This is a genomic window from Catenibacterium sp. GCM10023432 (genome assembly GCF_042651925.1).
Taxonomy (GTDB): Bacteria; Bacillota_I; Bacilli_A; order Erysipelotrichales; family Coprobacillaceae; genus Catenibacterium; species Catenibacterium mitsuoka.
In genome coordinates this window covers 1-18,050 of sequence record NZ_JBHSEB010000001.1, presented here as the reverse complement: position 1 = coordinate 18,050, position 18,050 = coordinate 1, and the positions used below count along the sequence as shown (strand labels likewise).

Annotated in this window: 20 protein-coding genes and 2 tRNA genes; 2 read left to right on the top strand and 20 right to left on the bottom strand. The window is 33.4% G+C overall.

All coding sequences use genetic code 11. The features are described from left to right. Positions 1-574 precede the first annotated feature (574 nt). The 20 genes from ACFOZZ_RS00110 to ACFOZZ_RS00015 all read right to left on the bottom strand — a co-directional run bounded on the left by ACFOZZ_RS00110 (position 575) and on the right by ACFOZZ_RS00015 (position 15,339). Positions 575-979: a hypothetical protein gene (locus ACFOZZ_RS00110; protein ID WP_286696462.1), complete on the bottom strand. Its 405-nt coding sequence runs from the start codon at positions 977-979 to the stop codon at positions 575-577. Next, the gene (locus tag ACFOZZ_RS00105) at positions 976-2,418 is read right to left on the bottom strand and encodes a DNA methylase (protein WP_376814472.1); all 1,443 of its coding nucleotides are present in this window, start codon (positions 2,416-2,418) and stop codon (positions 976-978) included. Before ACFOZZ_RS00105 ends, ACFOZZ_RS00110 begins: the two co-directional genes overlap by 4 nt. A 65-nt stretch (positions 2,419-2,483) precedes the next feature. After that, the gene (gene bilR, locus ACFOZZ_RS00100; protein ID WP_376814471.1) at positions 2,484-4,406 is read right to left on the bottom strand and encodes a bilirubin reductase, long form; all 1,923 of its coding nucleotides are present in this window, start codon (positions 4,404-4,406) and stop codon (positions 2,484-2,486) included. Between the two features lie 168 nt (positions 4,407-4,574). After that, entirely contained in the window at positions 4,575-5,012 is a 438-nt protein-coding gene (locus ACFOZZ_RS00095) for a GNAT family N-acetyltransferase (protein ID WP_055233788.1), read from the bottom strand. Positions 5,013-5,023: 11 nt separating this feature from the next. Continuing rightward, positions 5,024-5,824, bottom strand: a complete 801-nt coding sequence (locus tag ACFOZZ_RS00090) for a GNAT family N-acetyltransferase (RefSeq protein WP_279147631.1) — start codon at positions 5,822-5,824, stop codon at positions 5,024-5,026. After that, a complete protein-coding gene (locus ACFOZZ_RS00085; protein WP_376814503.1) occupies positions 5,824-6,351 on the bottom strand; it encodes an HD domain-containing protein in 528 nt (175 codons plus the stop codon). The genes ACFOZZ_RS00090 and ACFOZZ_RS00085 overlap by 1 nt, the downstream gene beginning before the upstream one ends. Continuing rightward, positions 6,351-7,166, bottom strand: coding sequence for a DUF4846 domain-containing protein (locus ACFOZZ_RS00080; RefSeq protein ID WP_278778983.1), 816 nt, complete (start codon positions 7,164-7,166; stop codon positions 6,351-6,353). Before ACFOZZ_RS00080 ends, ACFOZZ_RS00085 begins: the two co-directional genes overlap by 1 nt. A gap of 8 nt (positions 7,167-7,174) precedes the next feature. Continuing rightward, positions 7,175-7,564 carry a DUF3592 domain-containing protein gene (locus tag ACFOZZ_RS00075; RefSeq protein WP_055233786.1) on the bottom strand — a complete coding sequence of 130 codons (390 nt, stop codon included), beginning with the start codon at positions 7,562-7,564 and terminating at the stop codon, positions 7,175-7,177. 36 nt (positions 7,565-7,600) lie between these two features. Next, complete coding sequence (locus tag ACFOZZ_RS00070; RefSeq protein ID WP_050772171.1) at positions 7,601-7,942, bottom strand: DUF3784 domain-containing protein; 342 nt, start codon at positions 7,940-7,942, stop codon at positions 7,601-7,603. Between the two features lie 36 nt (positions 7,943-7,978). Continuing rightward, positions 7,979-8,581, bottom strand: a complete 603-nt coding sequence (locus tag ACFOZZ_RS00065; protein WP_376814470.1) for a YdcF family protein — start codon at positions 8,579-8,581, stop codon at positions 7,979-7,981. A gap of 81 nt (positions 8,582-8,662) precedes the next feature. Next, positions 8,663-9,550: an ABC transporter permease gene (locus tag ACFOZZ_RS00060; RefSeq protein WP_376814469.1), complete on the bottom strand. Its 888-nt coding sequence runs from the start codon at positions 9,548-9,550 to the stop codon at positions 8,663-8,665. Next, positions 9,547-10,458: an ABC transporter ATP-binding protein gene (locus tag ACFOZZ_RS00055; RefSeq protein ID WP_286696465.1), complete on the bottom strand. Its 912-nt coding sequence runs from the start codon at positions 10,456-10,458 to the stop codon at positions 9,547-9,549. The genes ACFOZZ_RS00060 and ACFOZZ_RS00055 overlap by 4 nt, the downstream gene beginning before the upstream one ends. Before the next feature lie 4 nt (positions 10,459-10,462). Next, on the bottom strand, positions 10,463-10,876 hold the full coding sequence (locus tag ACFOZZ_RS00050; protein ID WP_055289977.1) for a DUF3021 family protein: 414 nt from the start codon (positions 10,874-10,876) through the stop codon (positions 10,463-10,465). A gap of 11 nt (positions 10,877-10,887) precedes the next feature. Further along, entirely contained in the window at positions 10,888-11,322 is a 435-nt protein-coding gene (locus tag ACFOZZ_RS00045) for a LytTR family DNA-binding domain-containing protein (protein ID WP_376814468.1), read from the bottom strand. Positions 11,323-11,445: 123 nt separating this feature from the next. After that, a tRNA-Gly gene (locus ACFOZZ_RS00040) sits at positions 11,446-11,520 on the bottom strand. Positions 11,521-11,537: 17 nt separating this feature from the next. Beyond that, positions 11,538-11,612, bottom strand: a tRNA-Gly gene (locus tag ACFOZZ_RS00035). A gap of 93 nt (positions 11,613-11,705) precedes the next feature. Beyond that, a complete protein-coding gene (locus ACFOZZ_RS00030; RefSeq protein WP_006505182.1) occupies positions 11,706-12,482 on the bottom strand; it encodes a type III pantothenate kinase in 777 nt (258 codons plus the stop codon). A gap of 2 nt (positions 12,483-12,484) precedes the next feature. Further along, on the bottom strand, positions 12,485-13,669 hold the full coding sequence (gene coaBC / locus ACFOZZ_RS00025; RefSeq protein WP_376814467.1) for a bifunctional phosphopantothenoylcysteine decarboxylase/phosphopantothenate--cysteine ligase CoaBC: 1,185 nt from the start codon (positions 13,667-13,669) through the stop codon (positions 12,485-12,487). A gap of 28 nt (positions 13,670-13,697) precedes the next feature. Next, a complete protein-coding gene (locus tag ACFOZZ_RS00020) occupies positions 13,698-14,297 on the bottom strand; it encodes an ECF transporter S component (RefSeq protein WP_376814466.1) in 600 nt (199 codons plus the stop codon). 163 nt (positions 14,298-14,460) lie between these two features. Then, on the bottom strand, positions 14,461-15,339 hold the full coding sequence (locus ACFOZZ_RS00015) for a MurR/RpiR family transcriptional regulator (protein ID WP_278778969.1): 879 nt from the start codon (positions 15,337-15,339) through the stop codon (positions 14,461-14,463). 155 nt (positions 15,340-15,494) lie between these two features. Here ACFOZZ_RS00015 and ACFOZZ_RS00010 point away from each other — a divergent pair, with 155 nt between their 5' ends. Together ACFOZZ_RS00010 and ACFOZZ_RS00005 are read left to right on the top strand one after the other, a co-directional pair. Beyond that, positions 15,495-16,874: a glycoside hydrolase family 1 protein gene (locus ACFOZZ_RS00010; protein WP_376814465.1), complete on the top strand. Its 1,380-nt coding sequence runs from the start codon at positions 15,495-15,497 to the stop codon at positions 16,872-16,874. Positions 16,875-17,068: 194 nt separating this feature from the next. After that, positions 17,069-17,998 (top strand): nucleotidyltransferase family protein, encoded by a 930-nt coding sequence (locus tag ACFOZZ_RS00005; RefSeq protein ID WP_376814464.1) that lies wholly within the window; start codon positions 17,069-17,071, stop codon positions 17,996-17,998. Positions 17,999-18,050 lie beyond the last annotated feature (52 nt).

The following is an 18,050-nucleotide window of genomic DNA, read 5'->3' as shown; positions in this document are numbered from 1 at the left end:
CCAATGCAATCTGCAGGAGAACACATGAAGTATTGAAACAATATCCTGCATAAGTTCTTCATCTGATTTCTAACCTAATTATAGTACAAATGAAAAATCCATGCATCAAGTTCAGCTTCATGAGCGCCTATTAATCGGCGTTAATAAAATATTTTTTTCACTAGCCTGTGGTTTGTGGGTATTCAAATATTTCTTTTACATTACAAAAGCATTTTAAAAATGCAACTTGATTTAGTAAATACTGATTATAAGTATAATAATGCCTCTTAGTTTGGGTTCGGTTTGCCTTTAAAGTTCCTTCTCTATCTCAACATTATAATATCTTGACAATTACGCCTAAAAATTCAACAAAATCCTTTAGTTCATAATTTGTGATATTTGTTGTGTTCATTTTTACATTCTCCTTTGAGGGGGTTTTGAATGCATTCAATCACAACGGTCAATATATTTAGTTACTTATATTCTCCTCCTTTAGCACTCTAGTATTTTAAATGCTAAAGACAGTATACACACCTTTATTAGCATTGTCAATATTTGAGTGCTAAACATTTAAAAAGACTGAAATGAATCAGTCTTAATCCTTTAGTATACTTATATGATAAATATCTTCGATGAGAATGGTTGTTTTATCTAGTAGTAGCACTCTTTTATTGATTTCATCAATATCTTTAAACTGCCCTCTTACCGTTACATAAGATCCGCCCTCTTTATGCTCATCTTCTAGAAAATAATCTATCGTGATAGAAGGATGTTCTTTTTTATTAATAAGTAGATTGTTAAGTATTCTATTTAATACTTGTCTTTGATCTTCATCTAATACACGTTTTTGAGTAGTAAGTCTTCCTGCTTCACTTATTTTATCTACATGTGTTTTAAAAGCCGCAAAAGGTGCAAACTGAGCCGCTCTATTATTCATGGACATTCTTGGATGATTTGTTGAAGTAGGATGTTTCATATTAATTATATCGTCATAATTCATGCTTTATGTCCTCCTATCATCTTATTTCTTTCTCTAGTTGTGGCACCTTCCTGAAGGTCGGCCCCTTTAAGTAAGGCGTTCTTGCCATACTTCTTCTTAATATCAAGTGTTACACCCTGCAGTTTCTTTTCTTTAGATAAATCCACTTCTATCTTTTCTTCATCAAACAAAGAAAGCTGTTTATAGGTCATAGGAATATCGTCATCACTTCTTACCTGCGTTGCATTGAGCTGAATTCTTCTTATTGTAAGTGTATGATTTATATGTAAGTGATAGAAACGTAATAAGGCATCGCACATGAGCTTATAAGAAGATGTGTATCTATCTAGATTAATTGTTCCATGAAGATGCTTTGGAAGTTTCCTTCCATAACGATCTTCCATGATTTCTCCACGATAATCCTTCATATTCTCAATATCATAGCCAATTGTAAGAACAAGTTTATTAGTCACTAGATGCTTTTCAAATAAATCTAAACTCAAGGATTCAATCATTTCCTTTAAAATGATTTCAGTTTGCTTATAATCATAAGCACATGATAATACCTGCCCTGTTCCTATACTTTTAGAAATTGCTTTATAGGCTTTAATGGCAGACATGGTACAAGGTTCCCAGCCCCAGGCATGATCAATAAGCAGTTCTGCATTGACTCCAAATAGATTGTATAGTTTTTCTTCATCTTCTAATGAGCATCTTGCGATATCTCCCATTGTATATAACCCGATATTATTGAGTTTCTTAGAGACACCTTTACCTACTCTCCAGAAATCAGTCAAAGGTGTATGAGACCATAATAGTTTTCTATAGGCATATGTGTTTAAGTACGCAATACGTGCTCCTTTTTCATCTGGTTCTTTATGTTTAGCGACAATATCCATAGCCACCTTTGCAAGATAGAGATTCGTTCCTATGCCTGCAGTCACAGTAATACCTACCTCTTTGTATATATCATGAATAATATTTTGAACAAGATGAAAGGCATCTAACTCATATGTATCAAGATAATGTGTTGCATCAATAAAGACTTCATCAATAGAATAGACATGAATATCATCAGGAGAGAAATACTTTAAATATATAGAATAAATGCGTGTTGAATATTCTAGATAGAGAGACATACGAGGTTTCGCAATAATATAATCTATGGCTTTATGTTTATTCTTATTAAGATTTGATGCAAGAAAAGAACTTCCATCAAGTGGTTCTCTTTGATGATTGAGTTCTTTTAGTTTAGAAATCACTTCAAATAATCTTGCACGTCCAGGAAGACCATAGGCTTTTAAACTTGGAGAGACGGCAAGGCATATTGTTTTTTCTGTACGTGAAGCATCTGCAACAACAAGATTAGTATCTAGTGGATCGAGTCCTCTTTCAAGACATTCTACAGATGCATAAAATGATTTAATATCTATCGCTAGATATGTTGGAACATATGCCATAGTCTCACCTCCTTGAGAAACCTATTATAACACAAAAAAGACAGGCACAGCCTGTCTTAAGCTTCTTATAATGCGTTTGCTGCAAGATAACCAGATTCAATAGCTGAATTGATGTCTGCAACCTTATTTGCATCACCAATTGTTTGCACATGGATGTTCTTTTCTTCTAATGCAGCTGTGTCAAATGCATTAGATCGAGCACCTACTGCAAATACTACATAATCGCATGGAAGAGAAACTTTACCTTCTGCAGTTTCTGCTTCTACTGTAGTTGCAGTGATTTCTGTTACCTTAGTATTAGTGAACTGTTTAACACCATGCTTTTCAAAATCAGCCATCATTTCTGGACGAATTGTAGTTGATTCTTCTTTTGCGATAATATCCATCATTTCAACGATACTGACATCATTACCTCTAAGTGCAAGGTATTCAGCTGTTTCAGCACCTACAAGTCCACCACCGATTACAACGATTCTTCCTGCTGGGAACTGTTCATTAGAAAGTACCTTCCAAGCATCCTGTACATGAGGCATATCCTTGCCTGGGATATTTAAGATGAAATTAGAAGCACCTGTTGCAACAATAACTTCATCAGGCTGATCAGCTAAGATATCTTCGCAAGTAACAGCTTTACCTAAACGTAAATCAACGCCTAATACTTTTACTTCATTTGCGAGATAATGAATAGCACGATTCATTTCTTCTTTTCTAGGTGGTACAGAAGCAATGTTTAACTGTCCGCCTACTTTAGTATCCTTGTCATAAACAATAACGTCATGACCCTTCACTGCAGCAACTCTAGCAGCTTCTAAACCTGCAGGTCCTGCACCCACAATAACAACCTTCTTCTTAGTATCAGCAGGTGTAATTGTTCTTTCATATTCATAACCATTTTCTGCGTTAAGGACACAGCTTAAGAACTTTCTGTTCTGGATAGAGTCTGTACATCCCTTATTGCACATCATACATAAACGAATTCTGCATGGCTGTCCATCTTCAATCTTTTTAACATAATCAGGATCAGCTAATAATGAACGTCCATAACCTACGATATCACATATACCATTTTTGATTAAGGCTTCACCATTCTGTGGAGTAACAATACGTCCTACCGCAGATACTGGAATACTTACAGCATCTTTAACTCTCTTAGTATATGACTGCATGAAGCAATATGGCTGAGTCCCCATTGCTGGAATAGTATCATTCAAGTTACCTGTATGGTTAGCCTGTCCAACATGGATCATATTAACGCCTGCTTCTTCAAGTTTTTTAGCAAGTTCAACAGCTTCATCAATCTTTAATCCACCTTTACCTCTTAATGGGTTATCAGTAATGATTGGAAGTTTATAATCAATACAGATATGAGGGGCATGTTCTTTAATGCTTTCAACAACCTGTAATGCAAAACGTGTTCTATTTTCGAAGCTTCCTCCGTATTCATCTGTACGATGATTTAATACTGTAGAACATAAAGCACCTACTAAACGGTCTCCATGAACTTCTACTACATCTACACCTGCTTCATAAGCACGTCTTACGCATTCACCCATCTGTTTAAGAATTGTATTTAATGCTTCTGGTGTCACTTCATCAGTGAAATGAAGCATATCATGATGTAATTTAGCACGAGCAGCCTGCATATCACCTTTCTTAAACATTTCAGCTAGAGCCTGAACATCATATTCCGGATGGAAAATCTGAATACCTAATTTACAATCAAATTCATGTAATGCATCCGCTAATTCTTTATAAGCCGGAATCTGTTCATCCTTAAATAATTTTGGTGTTGGAGAAACAGTATTTACTGGTGCGACGTCTCCAAGTACGATATAAGATACGCCACCTTCTGCAATACGTTTATAGAAGTTGAAGCTCTGTTTAGAAATTGAACCATCACGTTCTTCATAGCCAGTTGTCATTGGTGGGAACATGATACGGTTTTTCAATGTGATTGGACCTACTTTAATTGGTTCTAATAGTTTCATATTATCAATCTCCTTACAATACATTTTAACCATTCCTATTATAGCGCTTTCATTTTGCAAATGATAGTAATTATATGGAATTTATAGGGTGTATTTTGTCATCAAAATATTAAACTATACATTTTTTAAGACAAAAAAGTGCGTACACAAAAGTACACACCTATTTCTTTAATATTCTTTCATGAATACGACCTGTGATGATTGTTCTTTGAAGCCATTTTTCTGATAAAAGTAATAAGCAGGAAATTCTCTTTCCGTAATCAACATAATACGGTCTATTCCTCTTTTTTTCGTATAATCAACAACTAAATCCATAAACTGTGAGCCGAATCCTTTAGATTGCTCATCCGTCATAATTCCAAATTCATCAATCCAGAATTCTCTTCCATTATACCAATGTTTGATACGACCTAACGCAATTCCAATTAGTCTATCTCCATCATATAAACCAATAGAAAGAGATAAGCGATTACCTACTAGATCATGCATATAAATAGATAGGTCCTCTTCATTCCATTCATCATTCCATGGTTCCCTGGAGAATATTTCATTAAACAATTGTGATATCTCTTTGACATGTGCCAAGCATATTTCTCTAACTTCCATAAGATCTCCTATTATAATTCTTCGGGAAGAATAGAATATACAACATCATCTACCACTCCCTGATTATTTTTTCCATATTTTCTAAAGGTTCCCTCATATTTCATACCTGCTTTTTGCATCACTCTACCTGAATGAGGATTATTTTTATCATGTCTTGCACGTACAAGATCATAGCCTTCCTTAAATAAGTAAGAAATAACTTCTTTAAGCGCTTCTGCAACATATCCCTGACCCCAATAAGCCTGCCCAATACAATAGCCGATTTCTACTGTGTTTGTTTTTTGATCAATCTTTGTGACAGAAATATTTCCAATGAGTATACTCTTTTCCTTTACTACAATTCCCCAGTTATATGAGTCACCCTTTTCATATAACTTAATCCAGAAAGCAAGTAACTGCTTTGTATCTTCTATACTTTGATGAGGTAGCCAAGTCAAATAACGAGTGACCTTTTCATCATTGGCCCAATGATGGTACATATCAGCTGCATCTTCTATTTTAAATTCTCTTAATATTAAACGTTCAGTTTCTAAATAAGCAGTTCCATGACGTACTGTTGTTTGACACGAATATTGCTTCTTTAATTGTTTCAAGATATCCATATGAGGCTGCTTCAAATGTTTTAATTGTAATTCTTCAGATACCCAGTCTTCTTGTAAATAAAGAACAGTATCATCTATAGGTGTATAAGAATATTTGAGACATCCTTCATCCAATAATGATAATTCCTGAATATGATTGTCTCTAATAGTTTGATAAAAGGCATCTCTCTCTTCTTTATTTCTAAATGTATAGGTAACAAATATCTTCATTATAAATCCTCCAATAATTGTAGTGCATAAACCTTGAAATCTTCTTCTATATCACGATAATAATATTCCTTTAAATCAGGTGTACTCATCAATGTAACAGAAGCTCTATTTTCTTCTAGAGGCATCATCTCTTTTAATTCTGCTTCAAGTAATAGATGATCCATTTCTTTCCAGATTGTTTTTTCATCATTCTTCAATTTAATATGAAAAGCTTGAAATATTGTTTCCAGTAGCTGGTCTTCTATTATCTGGTATTCTTTCATCTGTTTTTTTATAGGAGTGATGAGATCACTCATATAAGCTTCACTTGCATCATGAAATAAACATGATAAAACAACATGTTTACTATAGCCTCTGCTTTGTGCTTCTTTCGCGCAGTTGAGAGAATGCTGAGCCACAGAGTAGAAATATTTAATATGACCATTCCCTCGACATATAAGACTTAATGCATGAGCGATATCCTCTAGATAAATATCATCTTCCTTGATATGTAATGGATCTATTCTGTGACCACTAAACAAATTCATCAATAACATAATCTTCTTAAACTACCTTCCTCAAATGTATAATCAGGTGTTTCAAATGGGTATTTGACTTCATCTTCATAATACCAAGGATCATCATGTGATGGATTCTTTAATAAATGAAATTCCTGAGCAGGCATATAGCCTTGTGCAAGTAATAAAGCCTTCTTACCTTCTTTATTTGTACAAACATCTACAATCATAACAACATGTCCTGGTGAACCACCTTTCAAAAATACATCTCCTGCTCTTATTTCATTTAATTTGATTGGTGTTGATTCACTCATCATGCTCGCACTTCCTGAATAGGCAAATACAATACGCAAGTATTTTTTAAAGCATTCATAAGAATCATCATAGGAAGCACTTTTTACATAACTGGCATGATCATTCTTAATAACAACGCGATTGCCTTCTCTCCATTTATTATAAGACAATAAAAATCCATCGCTTAAATGAAACTGAATCTTATCGTATTGTTTGGTGTTCCAGTAATATTCTGCATAGACTCTCATAACTGAGTCTGCACATTGCTGGAGGTTTTCATTTTCTAGTGGAAGCTTAAAGACAGCAATCTGTGAATTTTGATTAAATTTCTTCTTTCCATTATATAAATGAACAGGACTACCATTTTCCTTTAACGGATATGTCTGTAAGAAATGAGCAAAATCACTTTGTTCTCTTTGATATCCTTTTGGTACAAGAATACGTGTTTCTAATGTCGTTCCTTCTGAGTTAATATATTTTTTATTTTTAGTTATTGAAGATCGTGTACAAGCTGTTAAAAGTACACCAAGAAGTATTATTATTTTCTTCATAATTGACCTCAAATGATAAACAATGCAGCACAACACACCAATACAAAACCACTAAATATAAGAAAATTAGTGAATCGTATAGGAAATAGTTCTTCTTCAATGATAAACGTATCAGGAGAGTTAGGATCATAGTCCACTGTAACACGTTTATTATTTTTAAAATATTTCATCTGAAAATAAGTGATACAAGGTTTTCTTTCTATAAACTTACCTTCTGCATAATATTGAATTGTCATGATATAGAGATAAAGTTCATCCTGTTTGATATCTATGATTTTTCCTGGAGCCTGCAAGGAACAGCGTGTCGCCTTTAGACGATATTTAAAACGAGCAATCAGCCCTTTAACCATCATTACAATACCTAGGATGCATATAAGTACAAGTAATATTTTTTCCATAATAACCTCTAAAAAAAATAATGGCCTGATAGGCCATTAGATACGATAATTTCTGAATAAGTTCTCTTTTTTTACAAAGATATCTTTAAAGAATATAAGTGCCCATAGTCCAATCGCAATATAGGCAAAATACTGACTAATAAAATAAGAAAGTATGGCACCTACGCTTAATATAATGAACCATTTCTTAAATGCTCTTCTTTGAGCACGGCTTATTCTTCTCTTATCATAATAACGGCTTTCTTCACGAGGTACATCCTTAAATGCACTAATACAATAAACCCCTAATCCCTTAAGACATGAACAAACTATATAATAAAACAAAAATGTCAATGCAAGAATTGCACAGCATATACATCCTGTATTAATCATAAACATACTAACAACTCCCTTCACCCTTCTATTTCTATTCTATCACAACTTGATAAAGGATTTAAAGAGACGATACCATTTATAACCAATATAATTGATTACTTCACGTTTAAGAAATTTAAACTTCGTATCTCTTGTACGAAAACGAGAAGAATGTGTAGGAGAGGTATATGCTTTAATCCCAGCATCTTTTGCTTGAAGCATAGCTCTTTTCATATGTAACGGATCACTTACAATTAATGCCGTCTGATAATTATATACATCCATAATCTTTTTCGCATTAATCAGATTCTCTAATGTGACTGTAGATTGATCTTCTGTAAGAACATCATCTTCTGGTACACCTTGACCGACTGCATAAAGCTTAGCATTATAAGCATCACTCACAGGATTTCCTTTTCCATATCCTCCTGTCATAATGATTTTCTTTACAAGATGCTTATTATATAAATCAACAGCATGATTAATTCTTTCCTGATAAACAGGTGATGGATGCCCATTATATGTAGATGCACCTAATACAATCGCAACATCAGCATTTCTTGCATCATCTTTAAAACTATATATATAAATACTGACTGCATTGGAAAATACGTAACAAATCATCAATGCAACAATAATAATCAATTTCTTTAAGATTTTCATGGCACTACTAAAAACCCTCCACAAAAACATCTTAAACTATTTCTCATATTTTTCAATCCTTGGATTAAAAATACATAGAATTTACATATTTATTTTTGATTGATTTAAGAATATGTAAATTAAGCTAAGCAGAAAGCATGTGCCAATCATAATCAGATACATCATACTTTGTGTTACAGTATGTCCCATAAGCTTGAATGATATATCAAAATTTTGATGGATTTCATTCATTACATTGACAGGAACTTTTGTACCTAGTTTTAGAAATAAACTTTTTAATAAATGATTACGAATAAGCGATGTGCCATATGTTCCTGGTAAGAACTTAATAAATGTACGTACTGCAGGTGTAAATTGAGAAATAGGCATATAAGCACCACATAAGAAACCATATCCTGCACTCACTACACTACTAACAGCTGAAATCTGGCCTTGTGTTGTTAGGAAATAATTAATAATAGATGATAAAGATGCACCAAACAAAGTAAGTAAAAAGATATCTAGCAAACAATATAATATATCCTTTACTGGTAAGACAAAGTAACTTGTACCTAATACAATAAAACATGCAAGTAAAGCAGTTATATTAATAATCATAGTGATAAGTAAAGTAGAAATAAAATAACTAAGAGCTAATGTTGTTTTACTGACAGGTGCTATGAGTAAGTCCTTTATTTTATGATATGCTTTATCTTGTACCATAATCATATTTGAACAGAATGATACTGTGACACAACTCACCGCAAGTAATGAAGAAAAGAGATAACCATTCACAAAAGCATCAATAGTATTTTGAGATACATTAAAGTATTTCACTATACTATCTAGTGAATCATGATAGATAGTACCTAAAAATGTCATATAGAGAACAATGAGTACAATAGGTGTAATTAAAGCTGTTAAGAAACGTCCTTTATCCTTAAAGAATAATACTGTATGTCTTAATGTGAGATGATAAAGTTGTTTCATGATTGTTCACCTCCTGGGAGTTTATTTCCTGTTACATTTAAGAAGACATCATCCATTCTTCCTTTTACTAGCTCAAAGTCATTAAACATTTCTGGTTTTTGAAGAATCATTTCTTTCACAACACCCGGATGATTAATACGGATTGTGTAATGATCCTTATTATATCTATATGGATGTCCTAAAGACTTGATGTCCTCTTCTTTTACATGATAGATATTTAAATAATCATAAGCATATTTCTGTTTTAATTCATGTGGTGTTCCAGAAGCTATTTGACGGCCATGATCAATAATAACAACTTGATCTGCTTCAGCTGCTTCTTCCATATAATGAGTCGTAAGAAATACAGTCATATGTTTTTCTTTTCTTAAATTATCAATAACTTTCCATAATGTTTTTCTTGTTTGAGGATCTAAACCAGTTGTTGGTTCATCTAAGATAAGAAGTTCTGGTTCATGAATAAGAGCACGAGCTATATCTATACGTCTTCTTTGTCCTCCTGATAGCTTATTTAAAGGTTTCTTTAAAAAGTCTTTGAAATCTAATAATATAGAGAGTTCTTCTAGTTTCTTCTTAAAAGAATTCCCTGTAATACCATACAAAGCAGCACGATACTTTAGATTATCATAAACTGTGAGCACATCATCTAATGCAGAAGTTTGATAAACAACACCTATAGTAGTTCTGACTTCATTCATATGTGTTTTAGTATCTTTGCCTTCAATGTATATTTCTCCTGTATCACTTGTAAGTTCACCACATATCATAGAAATAGTCGTACTTTTGCCAGCACCATTGGTACCTAAAAAAGAGAAGAAAGTCCCCTTTTCTACACTAAAGCTTAAGTCATCTACCGCTTTAATATCACCAAAGCTTTTAGTAAGATGTTTAATTTCAATACTGTTCATACGTTCACCCTTTTCTACTCTTAAGAGCTTTATTCATTTCATTTGCAAGGTGCCAATCATTTAAATAATTAAATAGTCTGACTAAAATATCTACTACAAGTATTATGAAAAAGAAAAGTAATCCTCCTAAGACATCCTCATACATACCAATTTGATATCCAGCAATTAAAAGAATGATTTCTAAGAGTGTTGTATGAAGAATAGTCTTCACTAATACATTTTGAGACTTAGAATAATAGATAGTCGTAGGAAGGCAGGCAAGAAAAGAAAAGACTGCCACCTCTCCTAAATAAGATACAGGAAGCATTTTTATTTGAGGCTGATCTATATGACAAAACAAGATTGTCGCAAACATTGATAATGTATAAATCACAAAATATTGAATAGTTATTGTATGTATCATTTCATTTTTATCCATTTTTCTTCTCCTTATAATCCAATCATGTGTTTAAGTACACGTACATATTGTCTAGATACTATGAGTTTCTCATTGTTTTTTAGTACAACTTCAAATCTTCCTGATAAGGAAGGTTTGATAGAATCAATCTTATCTGCATTAATAACAAGTGACTTAGAAGCACGAAAGAATGATGTACCTTCTGTTTCTTGTTCAAATTCATAAAGTTTCATCTTTGATTCATATATTTCTTTTTTACAATAGAGAAATGCTTTTTGATCAACTATTTCAAAATAATATATATCATTGATATTCAATAGATAGGCAGTTCCCCTTTTGTATCCAATTATTCTTTTTTCATTTTCTATGAAAGAGATCACACTTTGTATTTCATCTGTTATCTGATAGCATTTAATGACGACTTCTTCATTTTGATCTTCAGATATCAATTCAATTCTTGTTTTCATAGTCTTCCTCCGTCAAAAAAATGATAACATAATAGATTATATTTGGACATCTTATCCTATTAAGTTGTAGAAATGATTGTATAAGATGCAAAAAAAACTAGGCCTTAGCCTAGTTGATTTCAATGGAGCCACATGCCGGAGTCGAACCGGCGTCCTCTGCATGGCAAGCAGATATAATAGCCATTATACGAATGCGGCATATGAAGTTTTAAAATTGGAGCCACATGCCGGAGTCGAACCGGCGTCCTCTGCATGGCAAGCAGATATAATAGCCATTATACGAATGCGGCCTCACTAACACTCGAGGAGTTCTTATTTAGAATACCAAATAATAATATATGTGTCAATAAGATTTGTAAAAAATGAAGGGAAAAAATGAAGGATCAGTGACGATCCTTCTTGTTCTTATCATATATGATTTTTAAACCTTTAAATGTAAGTTCCTGATCATAAATATCAATTAAGTCAGTTTCTTTCGCAATAAGCTTACCTAAGCCTCCCGTAGAAACTACTTTTAGATTCTGACCATACTCTTCTTTAATCTTCTTGATAATATATTCAGTCTTCCCAATATAGCCATAGACTACCCCTGCCTGCATTGCAGTGACTGTGTTTTTCGCAATAATATGCTGTGGTTTGACTAATTCAATTTCAGGAAGCTGAGCAGCCATAGAAGAAAGAACACCAGCTTCTATGCCGATGCCTGGTGCAATTACACCGCCAATAAAAACACCTTTCTCTGTAATAACATCATAAGTAGTCGCTGTACCAAAATCAATAACTAAGCATGGACCACCATAAGTATAATATGCCCCTGCTGCATCTACTAAACGGTCTGAACCAAGAGTAGATGTATGATCAATTTGAATATTGATGCCTGTTTTCACACCTGGGCCAACAAATAGTGGTCTAATATGAAAGTATTTAATAATGGAACTTGAGAAAGAATAGTTAATCTTTGGTACAACAGAACTAATAATAACATCTTTCACATCTTCTACATTCAAGTGAGATGCTTGAAGGTATGAATGAAGCATTAAGCCATATTCATCTGATGTACGTTCCATACGTGTTGTCATACGAAAACGACCTACTAAATGATCTTCTTTGTAAACACCAATAGTAATATTTGTATTACCGATATCTATAACCAATAGCATTCTTATTTCTTAGCTCCTATTTTCATACATTCTTTCAAGATAATATAGCTTAAATCTGATTTAGACATCTTATCGATATCCTTCATAGAATCCTGAGTAATAATAGTAACAACATTTGTATCACCCTGGAATCCTGCACCCTCTGTTTTAAGATGGTTCGCAATAATCAGATCACATTGTTTTTTATTTAATTTCTTTGATGCATTTTCAATTAAATCTTGTGTTTCCATCGCAAATCCACATATCACTTGATGTTCAACTTGATGATGCCCTATATAATCAAGTATATCTGGATTCTTTTTTAGTTTAAGAATAAGTTCATTGTCATTTTTCTTAATCTTATCTGTAGATGTTTCTACAGGTGTATAGTCAGCTACTGCAGCTGACATAATAATATAGTCATAATGTGTATGATGTCTTTTTACACATTCAAATAAATCCTGGGCACTTGTAATAGATTGATTGATAATATAAGGCACTGGCTTTAATGATGTAGGGCCATGAATTAATCGTACCTTGGCACCAAGTATAAATGCTGCACGTGCAATGGAATAGCCCATCTTTCCAGATGAATGATTTGTCAAGAAACGAACAGGATCAAGAGCTTCTTGAGTAGGTCCTGCAGTAACCAAAACTTTCTTGCCCTGAAATGGATGGTCACTAAGTGCATATTCCATCATTAAATGAAGATGATCATAATCTGCAAGTTTTCCTTTACCTGTATCACCGCATGCAAGAAGACCTACAGCAGGTTCTACAAATAAAACACCATCATCCTTTAAAGTTTGGATATTACGCTGTGTTGCTTTATTTTCATACATATGTACATTCATTGCAGGCGCAATGAGTTTAGGACATGTGGCTGCTAGAAAAGCAGCTGTCAACATATTATCTGCAATACCATTCGCACATTTCGCAATTGTAGTTGCACTTGCTGGTACAATCATAAATAAATCAGCATCCTTGACGATATCTACATGTGTAATACATCCTGGATCATCATCAAAGACATCAATATATGTTTTCTTCTTTGTGAGAGCAGAAATAGAAGTTGGTGTGACAAATTTAGCTGCACTTGGTGTCAGCATGACTTCAATTTCATATTTTTCTTTCACTAGATCACTGATGAACTGTACAGCCTTAAATGCTGCAATAGAACCAGTAATCCCTATAATCAATTTTTTCATCTATTAATACCCTCTTTTCATTTATAGATTATCCACGCTTCATTAAAGCGAAGAGAGGTTTTGTGACAATTACCACAATAACAACACCCACAAAAGCTTCAAGTAAGCTCTGAGTGCTTGATACTGCTAAGAAATAACTTCCAAGCTTGCTTGCATCCTGACCAATAGCCTTAGCATAAGATGTACCAAATAAAGCCCAGATACCACCTAATACTAATACTGTATTTGTTAAAGCACCTAGGAAAGCAGCGACTGCTATCGCAATAGTCTGCTGTTTATTCTTAATTAACTGATAAATAGAACCTGATACAAACCCAATCATAACTCTTGGTACAATCGCAATAACTGCACTGAGTAGTGATCCACTAATAAATGGTGAGAAGACGAAAGATGTCACTGTTGGCTGCATTGTGTTCATTAATAATGAAGATAAACCAAATACAAGACCAATCAAGCATCCCTGCTTAGTACCTAACACAATTGATGCAATAATAACTGGAACATGAAGCAATGTTGCTCTTAAAGGTCCAATTGGGATAAATCCTAAAAATGGTACCATGACCATCACTGCTTCAATCGCAATAAATAATGCAAGTAAAGTCAGATTCTTTGTTTTTTTGTTATTCATTTGTTTCCTCCACTGTCATTTGCATACGCAATATGACGTAAATATAATTTTGCCAGCAGAATATTAAGTTAGCTCCTAAATAGGTAGCCACAGGGCATATCCTACACAGCAAAACCATTATATACTCATTTTTCGGAAATGAAAAGCATTACATTTTCCCATATTATATATCATTAACTGGAGAACGAGCCGGATGTCTTGCATCCTTTGTTTTATCATAACTGACTTTTTTCTCTAAGTTTCTATTATAATCACGTTGGAATATACATGAGAAAATAAGATTTAAAATATAGTCCATAGAAAGATTTGAGGCAAAAGGAGCTATTTTAGTAAAGATTTTCTCTCTTGAGCCAACTCTTAGTATCACATCACCATAATGTGATAGCTGATTATCTCCTAGAGAAGTGATTACAATCATCTTTGTCCCCTTTTCTTTTAAAGTCTGGGCAATACGGATGATTTCAGCTGTTTCTCCTGAATAAGAGAGAATCATTGCAAGATGTGATGAAGAAGAGTTATAAGCTAAAAAGATCTGTTCTCCTTCTAATGTACGAATATTTACGTTACGTCCTATACGTGTCATCTTATGCTGGAAGCTTAATGCTTCTAACATGGAGTTACCATTTCCATATATATCTATAGACTCATATTGATTCATAAGTTCTATTGCTTTACGCAAATCATCAAAATCTATCAATTTAATTGTATCTTCAATAACTTCTCTGCTCATTGTACCGAGTTTATAGGCAATTTGTGGATAGTTGTCTTCTGGACCAAAGGGGAAGTTAACATCGATTCTTTTAGTTTTAGTAAGTGTATATTGTAGTTCTGCTGAATACTTGATCTTAAAGTCATTATATCCTTCTAATCCTAGTTTGCGACATAATCTAACTATAGTGGCAGGAGATGTATACGTTCTTTTGGCCAATTCCTTACTTGATAAATTTAGTACATCTTCTCCATGATTCAATATGTAATGGGCGATTTCCACTTCAGCATGTGTGAAATCTAATGCAAACTCTAATTGTGTCATTATACTCATTGTTTATCACCTGATTTAATTATATCATGAAACGTTTTTTCAATAAACTTGATTTTTAACACTGATTTTTGAAACAAAATTAAAACTCTATCCGTACATATTTACTTCTCTAAATGGTTATATGAAAATATTTTTGTACTAAGGAGGACGAATAAATGGAAAAGAAATTACCAAAAGATTTTTTCTGGGGTGGCTCAGTATCATCATTCCAGACTGAAGGAGCCTGGGATGAAGGCGGAAAAGGTTTATCAATTTATGATGTAAGACCTACACCAGAAGGACATGCAAACTGGAAAGTTGCAATTGATGAATATCATCGTTATAAGGAAGATATTCAGTTAATGAAAGAAATGGGATTCAACTTCTACCGTTTCTCTGTTTGCTGGAGCCGTATTATTCCGAATGGAGATGATGAAGTCAATGAAGAAGGTGTACAGTTCTATAATAATTTAATTGATGAATTAATTGCGAATGGTATTACTCCAATGATTACATTAGTTCATTTTGATATGCCTTATCATCTAGTAAAGGAATACAATGGTTTTGCATCACGTAAGGTTGTTGATTTATTTGAACGTTATGCAAGAGTTTGTATGGAACGTTTTGGTGATAGAGTAAAACATTGGATGTCATTTAATGAACAAAACCTACATTCTTGTAGCTTAATCTATTCAAATGCGGAAATTATTCCTGAGGGAAAAACTAAAGCTGAACATCTATACCAGGTCGCACATAATGTTATGATTGCTCATTGTAAAGCTGTTAAGGCTTTAAGAGAACTCGTACCAGATGCTAAGTTTGGTGGCATGACAACTATTACTAACTTCTATCCTGCAACTGATACACCAAAGAATAACTTATTCTGTCAGAAGGCTTATGATTTAGTCAATGACTGGGTATGCTATGTACAAGCAAATGGTAAATATCCTAGATATTATACAGCATACTTAAAGAACAGAGGTTGGTTCCCTGTATTTGAAGAAGGCGATGAAGAGTTATTAAAGTATACATGTGATTATTTATGCTTCTCTTACTATCGTTCTAATACACTCACTGAAGGTGAATTTGATATGACTACACCCTTCAATGATATTGTAGAAAAGCATGTTGTAAAGAACCCTCACCTTGAAGCAACTGAATGGGGTTGGGAAAAGGATGCCATTGGATTTAGATGGGTCATGAATACTTTAAGCGAAAGATATGATCTTCCTTGCTTCGTATTAGAAAACGGTATGGGTGCAAGAGAATCATTAAATGAAAATGATACTGTAGATGATGATTATAGAATTGAATATCATCGTAATCATATCCAGGAAATGAAGAATGCGATTCTAGAAGATGGTGTTGACTGTCTAGGATATATCACTTGGGGTCATATTGATATTCCGTCTTCTAGCTGCCAGATTGCCAAGAGATATGGTTTCGTATACGTTAATAGAACTGATGAAGAACTATTAGACTTAAGAAGAGTACCTAAGAAATCATTCTATTGGATCTCTAAAGTATTCAAATCTAACGGCGAAAATTTAGACTAGTATCCTAAAGCCTCATTCGTGAAACTTTTCTTTTTTTCTTAATTTCGCTTAGTTTTTTCCTATTTTCTTAAGAATTTCTTAATAAAATTGAGTAGATTAACTGTAATAGTTTGATTTTCGAATATAAATAGTGTATTATGGCGTTGGTAAAAATGATTGAATACTTTTACTAGAGGTAAAAGTGGAGGTATCTAATGAAAACAAGTTTAGTTATTATGGCTGCTGGTATCGGCTCACGTTTTGGTGGAGGAATCAAGCAGTTAGAACCAGTTGGACCTAATGGTGAAATTATTATGGATTATTCAATCCATGATGCCATTGCGGCAGGTTTCAACAAAATTATCTTCATTATCCGCAAGGATATTAAAGCAGACTTCAGAGAAGTCATTGGTGATCGTATTGAAGAAGTCGCAAAGAAATATGATGTAGAAATTGCTTATGCATTCCAGGATTTAAAGGCATTACCAGAAGGAATTGAATGCCCTGAAGGACGTACTAAGCCTTGGGGTACTGGTCAGGCAGTTCTTGCTTGTGATGGTTTGATTCATGAACCATTCGCAGTTATTAATGCAGATGATTATTATGGTAAAGAAGCATTTGTACAGATTCATGATTTCTTATTAGACTACACACCTGAACATCCAGAAAAACTAGCTATGGCAGGATTTATCTTAAAGAATACTTTAAGTGATAATGGTGGTGTAACGAGAGGTATCTGTGCAGTCAATGATGAAGGATACTTAACAGATGTAGAAGAAACTAAGAATATTGAAAAGACATCTACTGGTGCACGTGTAGGAGACAGAGAAATTGATCCTAACGTGAATGTATCTATGAACTTCTGGGGATTAACTCCTGAATTCGTAAATACTTTAAAAGAAGGTTTTGTAGAATTCTTTAAAAACATCAAGGATCCACTAAAGGATGAATATTTATTACCTATCTATATTGGTGAACTTCTAAGAGAAAACAAATTAAGTGTTAAGGTATTAGAAGTACAGGATTCATGGTTTGGTGTAACATATAAAGAAGATGCACCTGTTGTAAAAGCTTCATTTAAAGAATTAATTGACAACAACATATATTCAACTGATTTATTCAGCGATATTAAGAAAGTAGGCTAACCTATCACTAGGCTAGCCCCTTATCAAACCGTACGTGCACTATTAATGCATA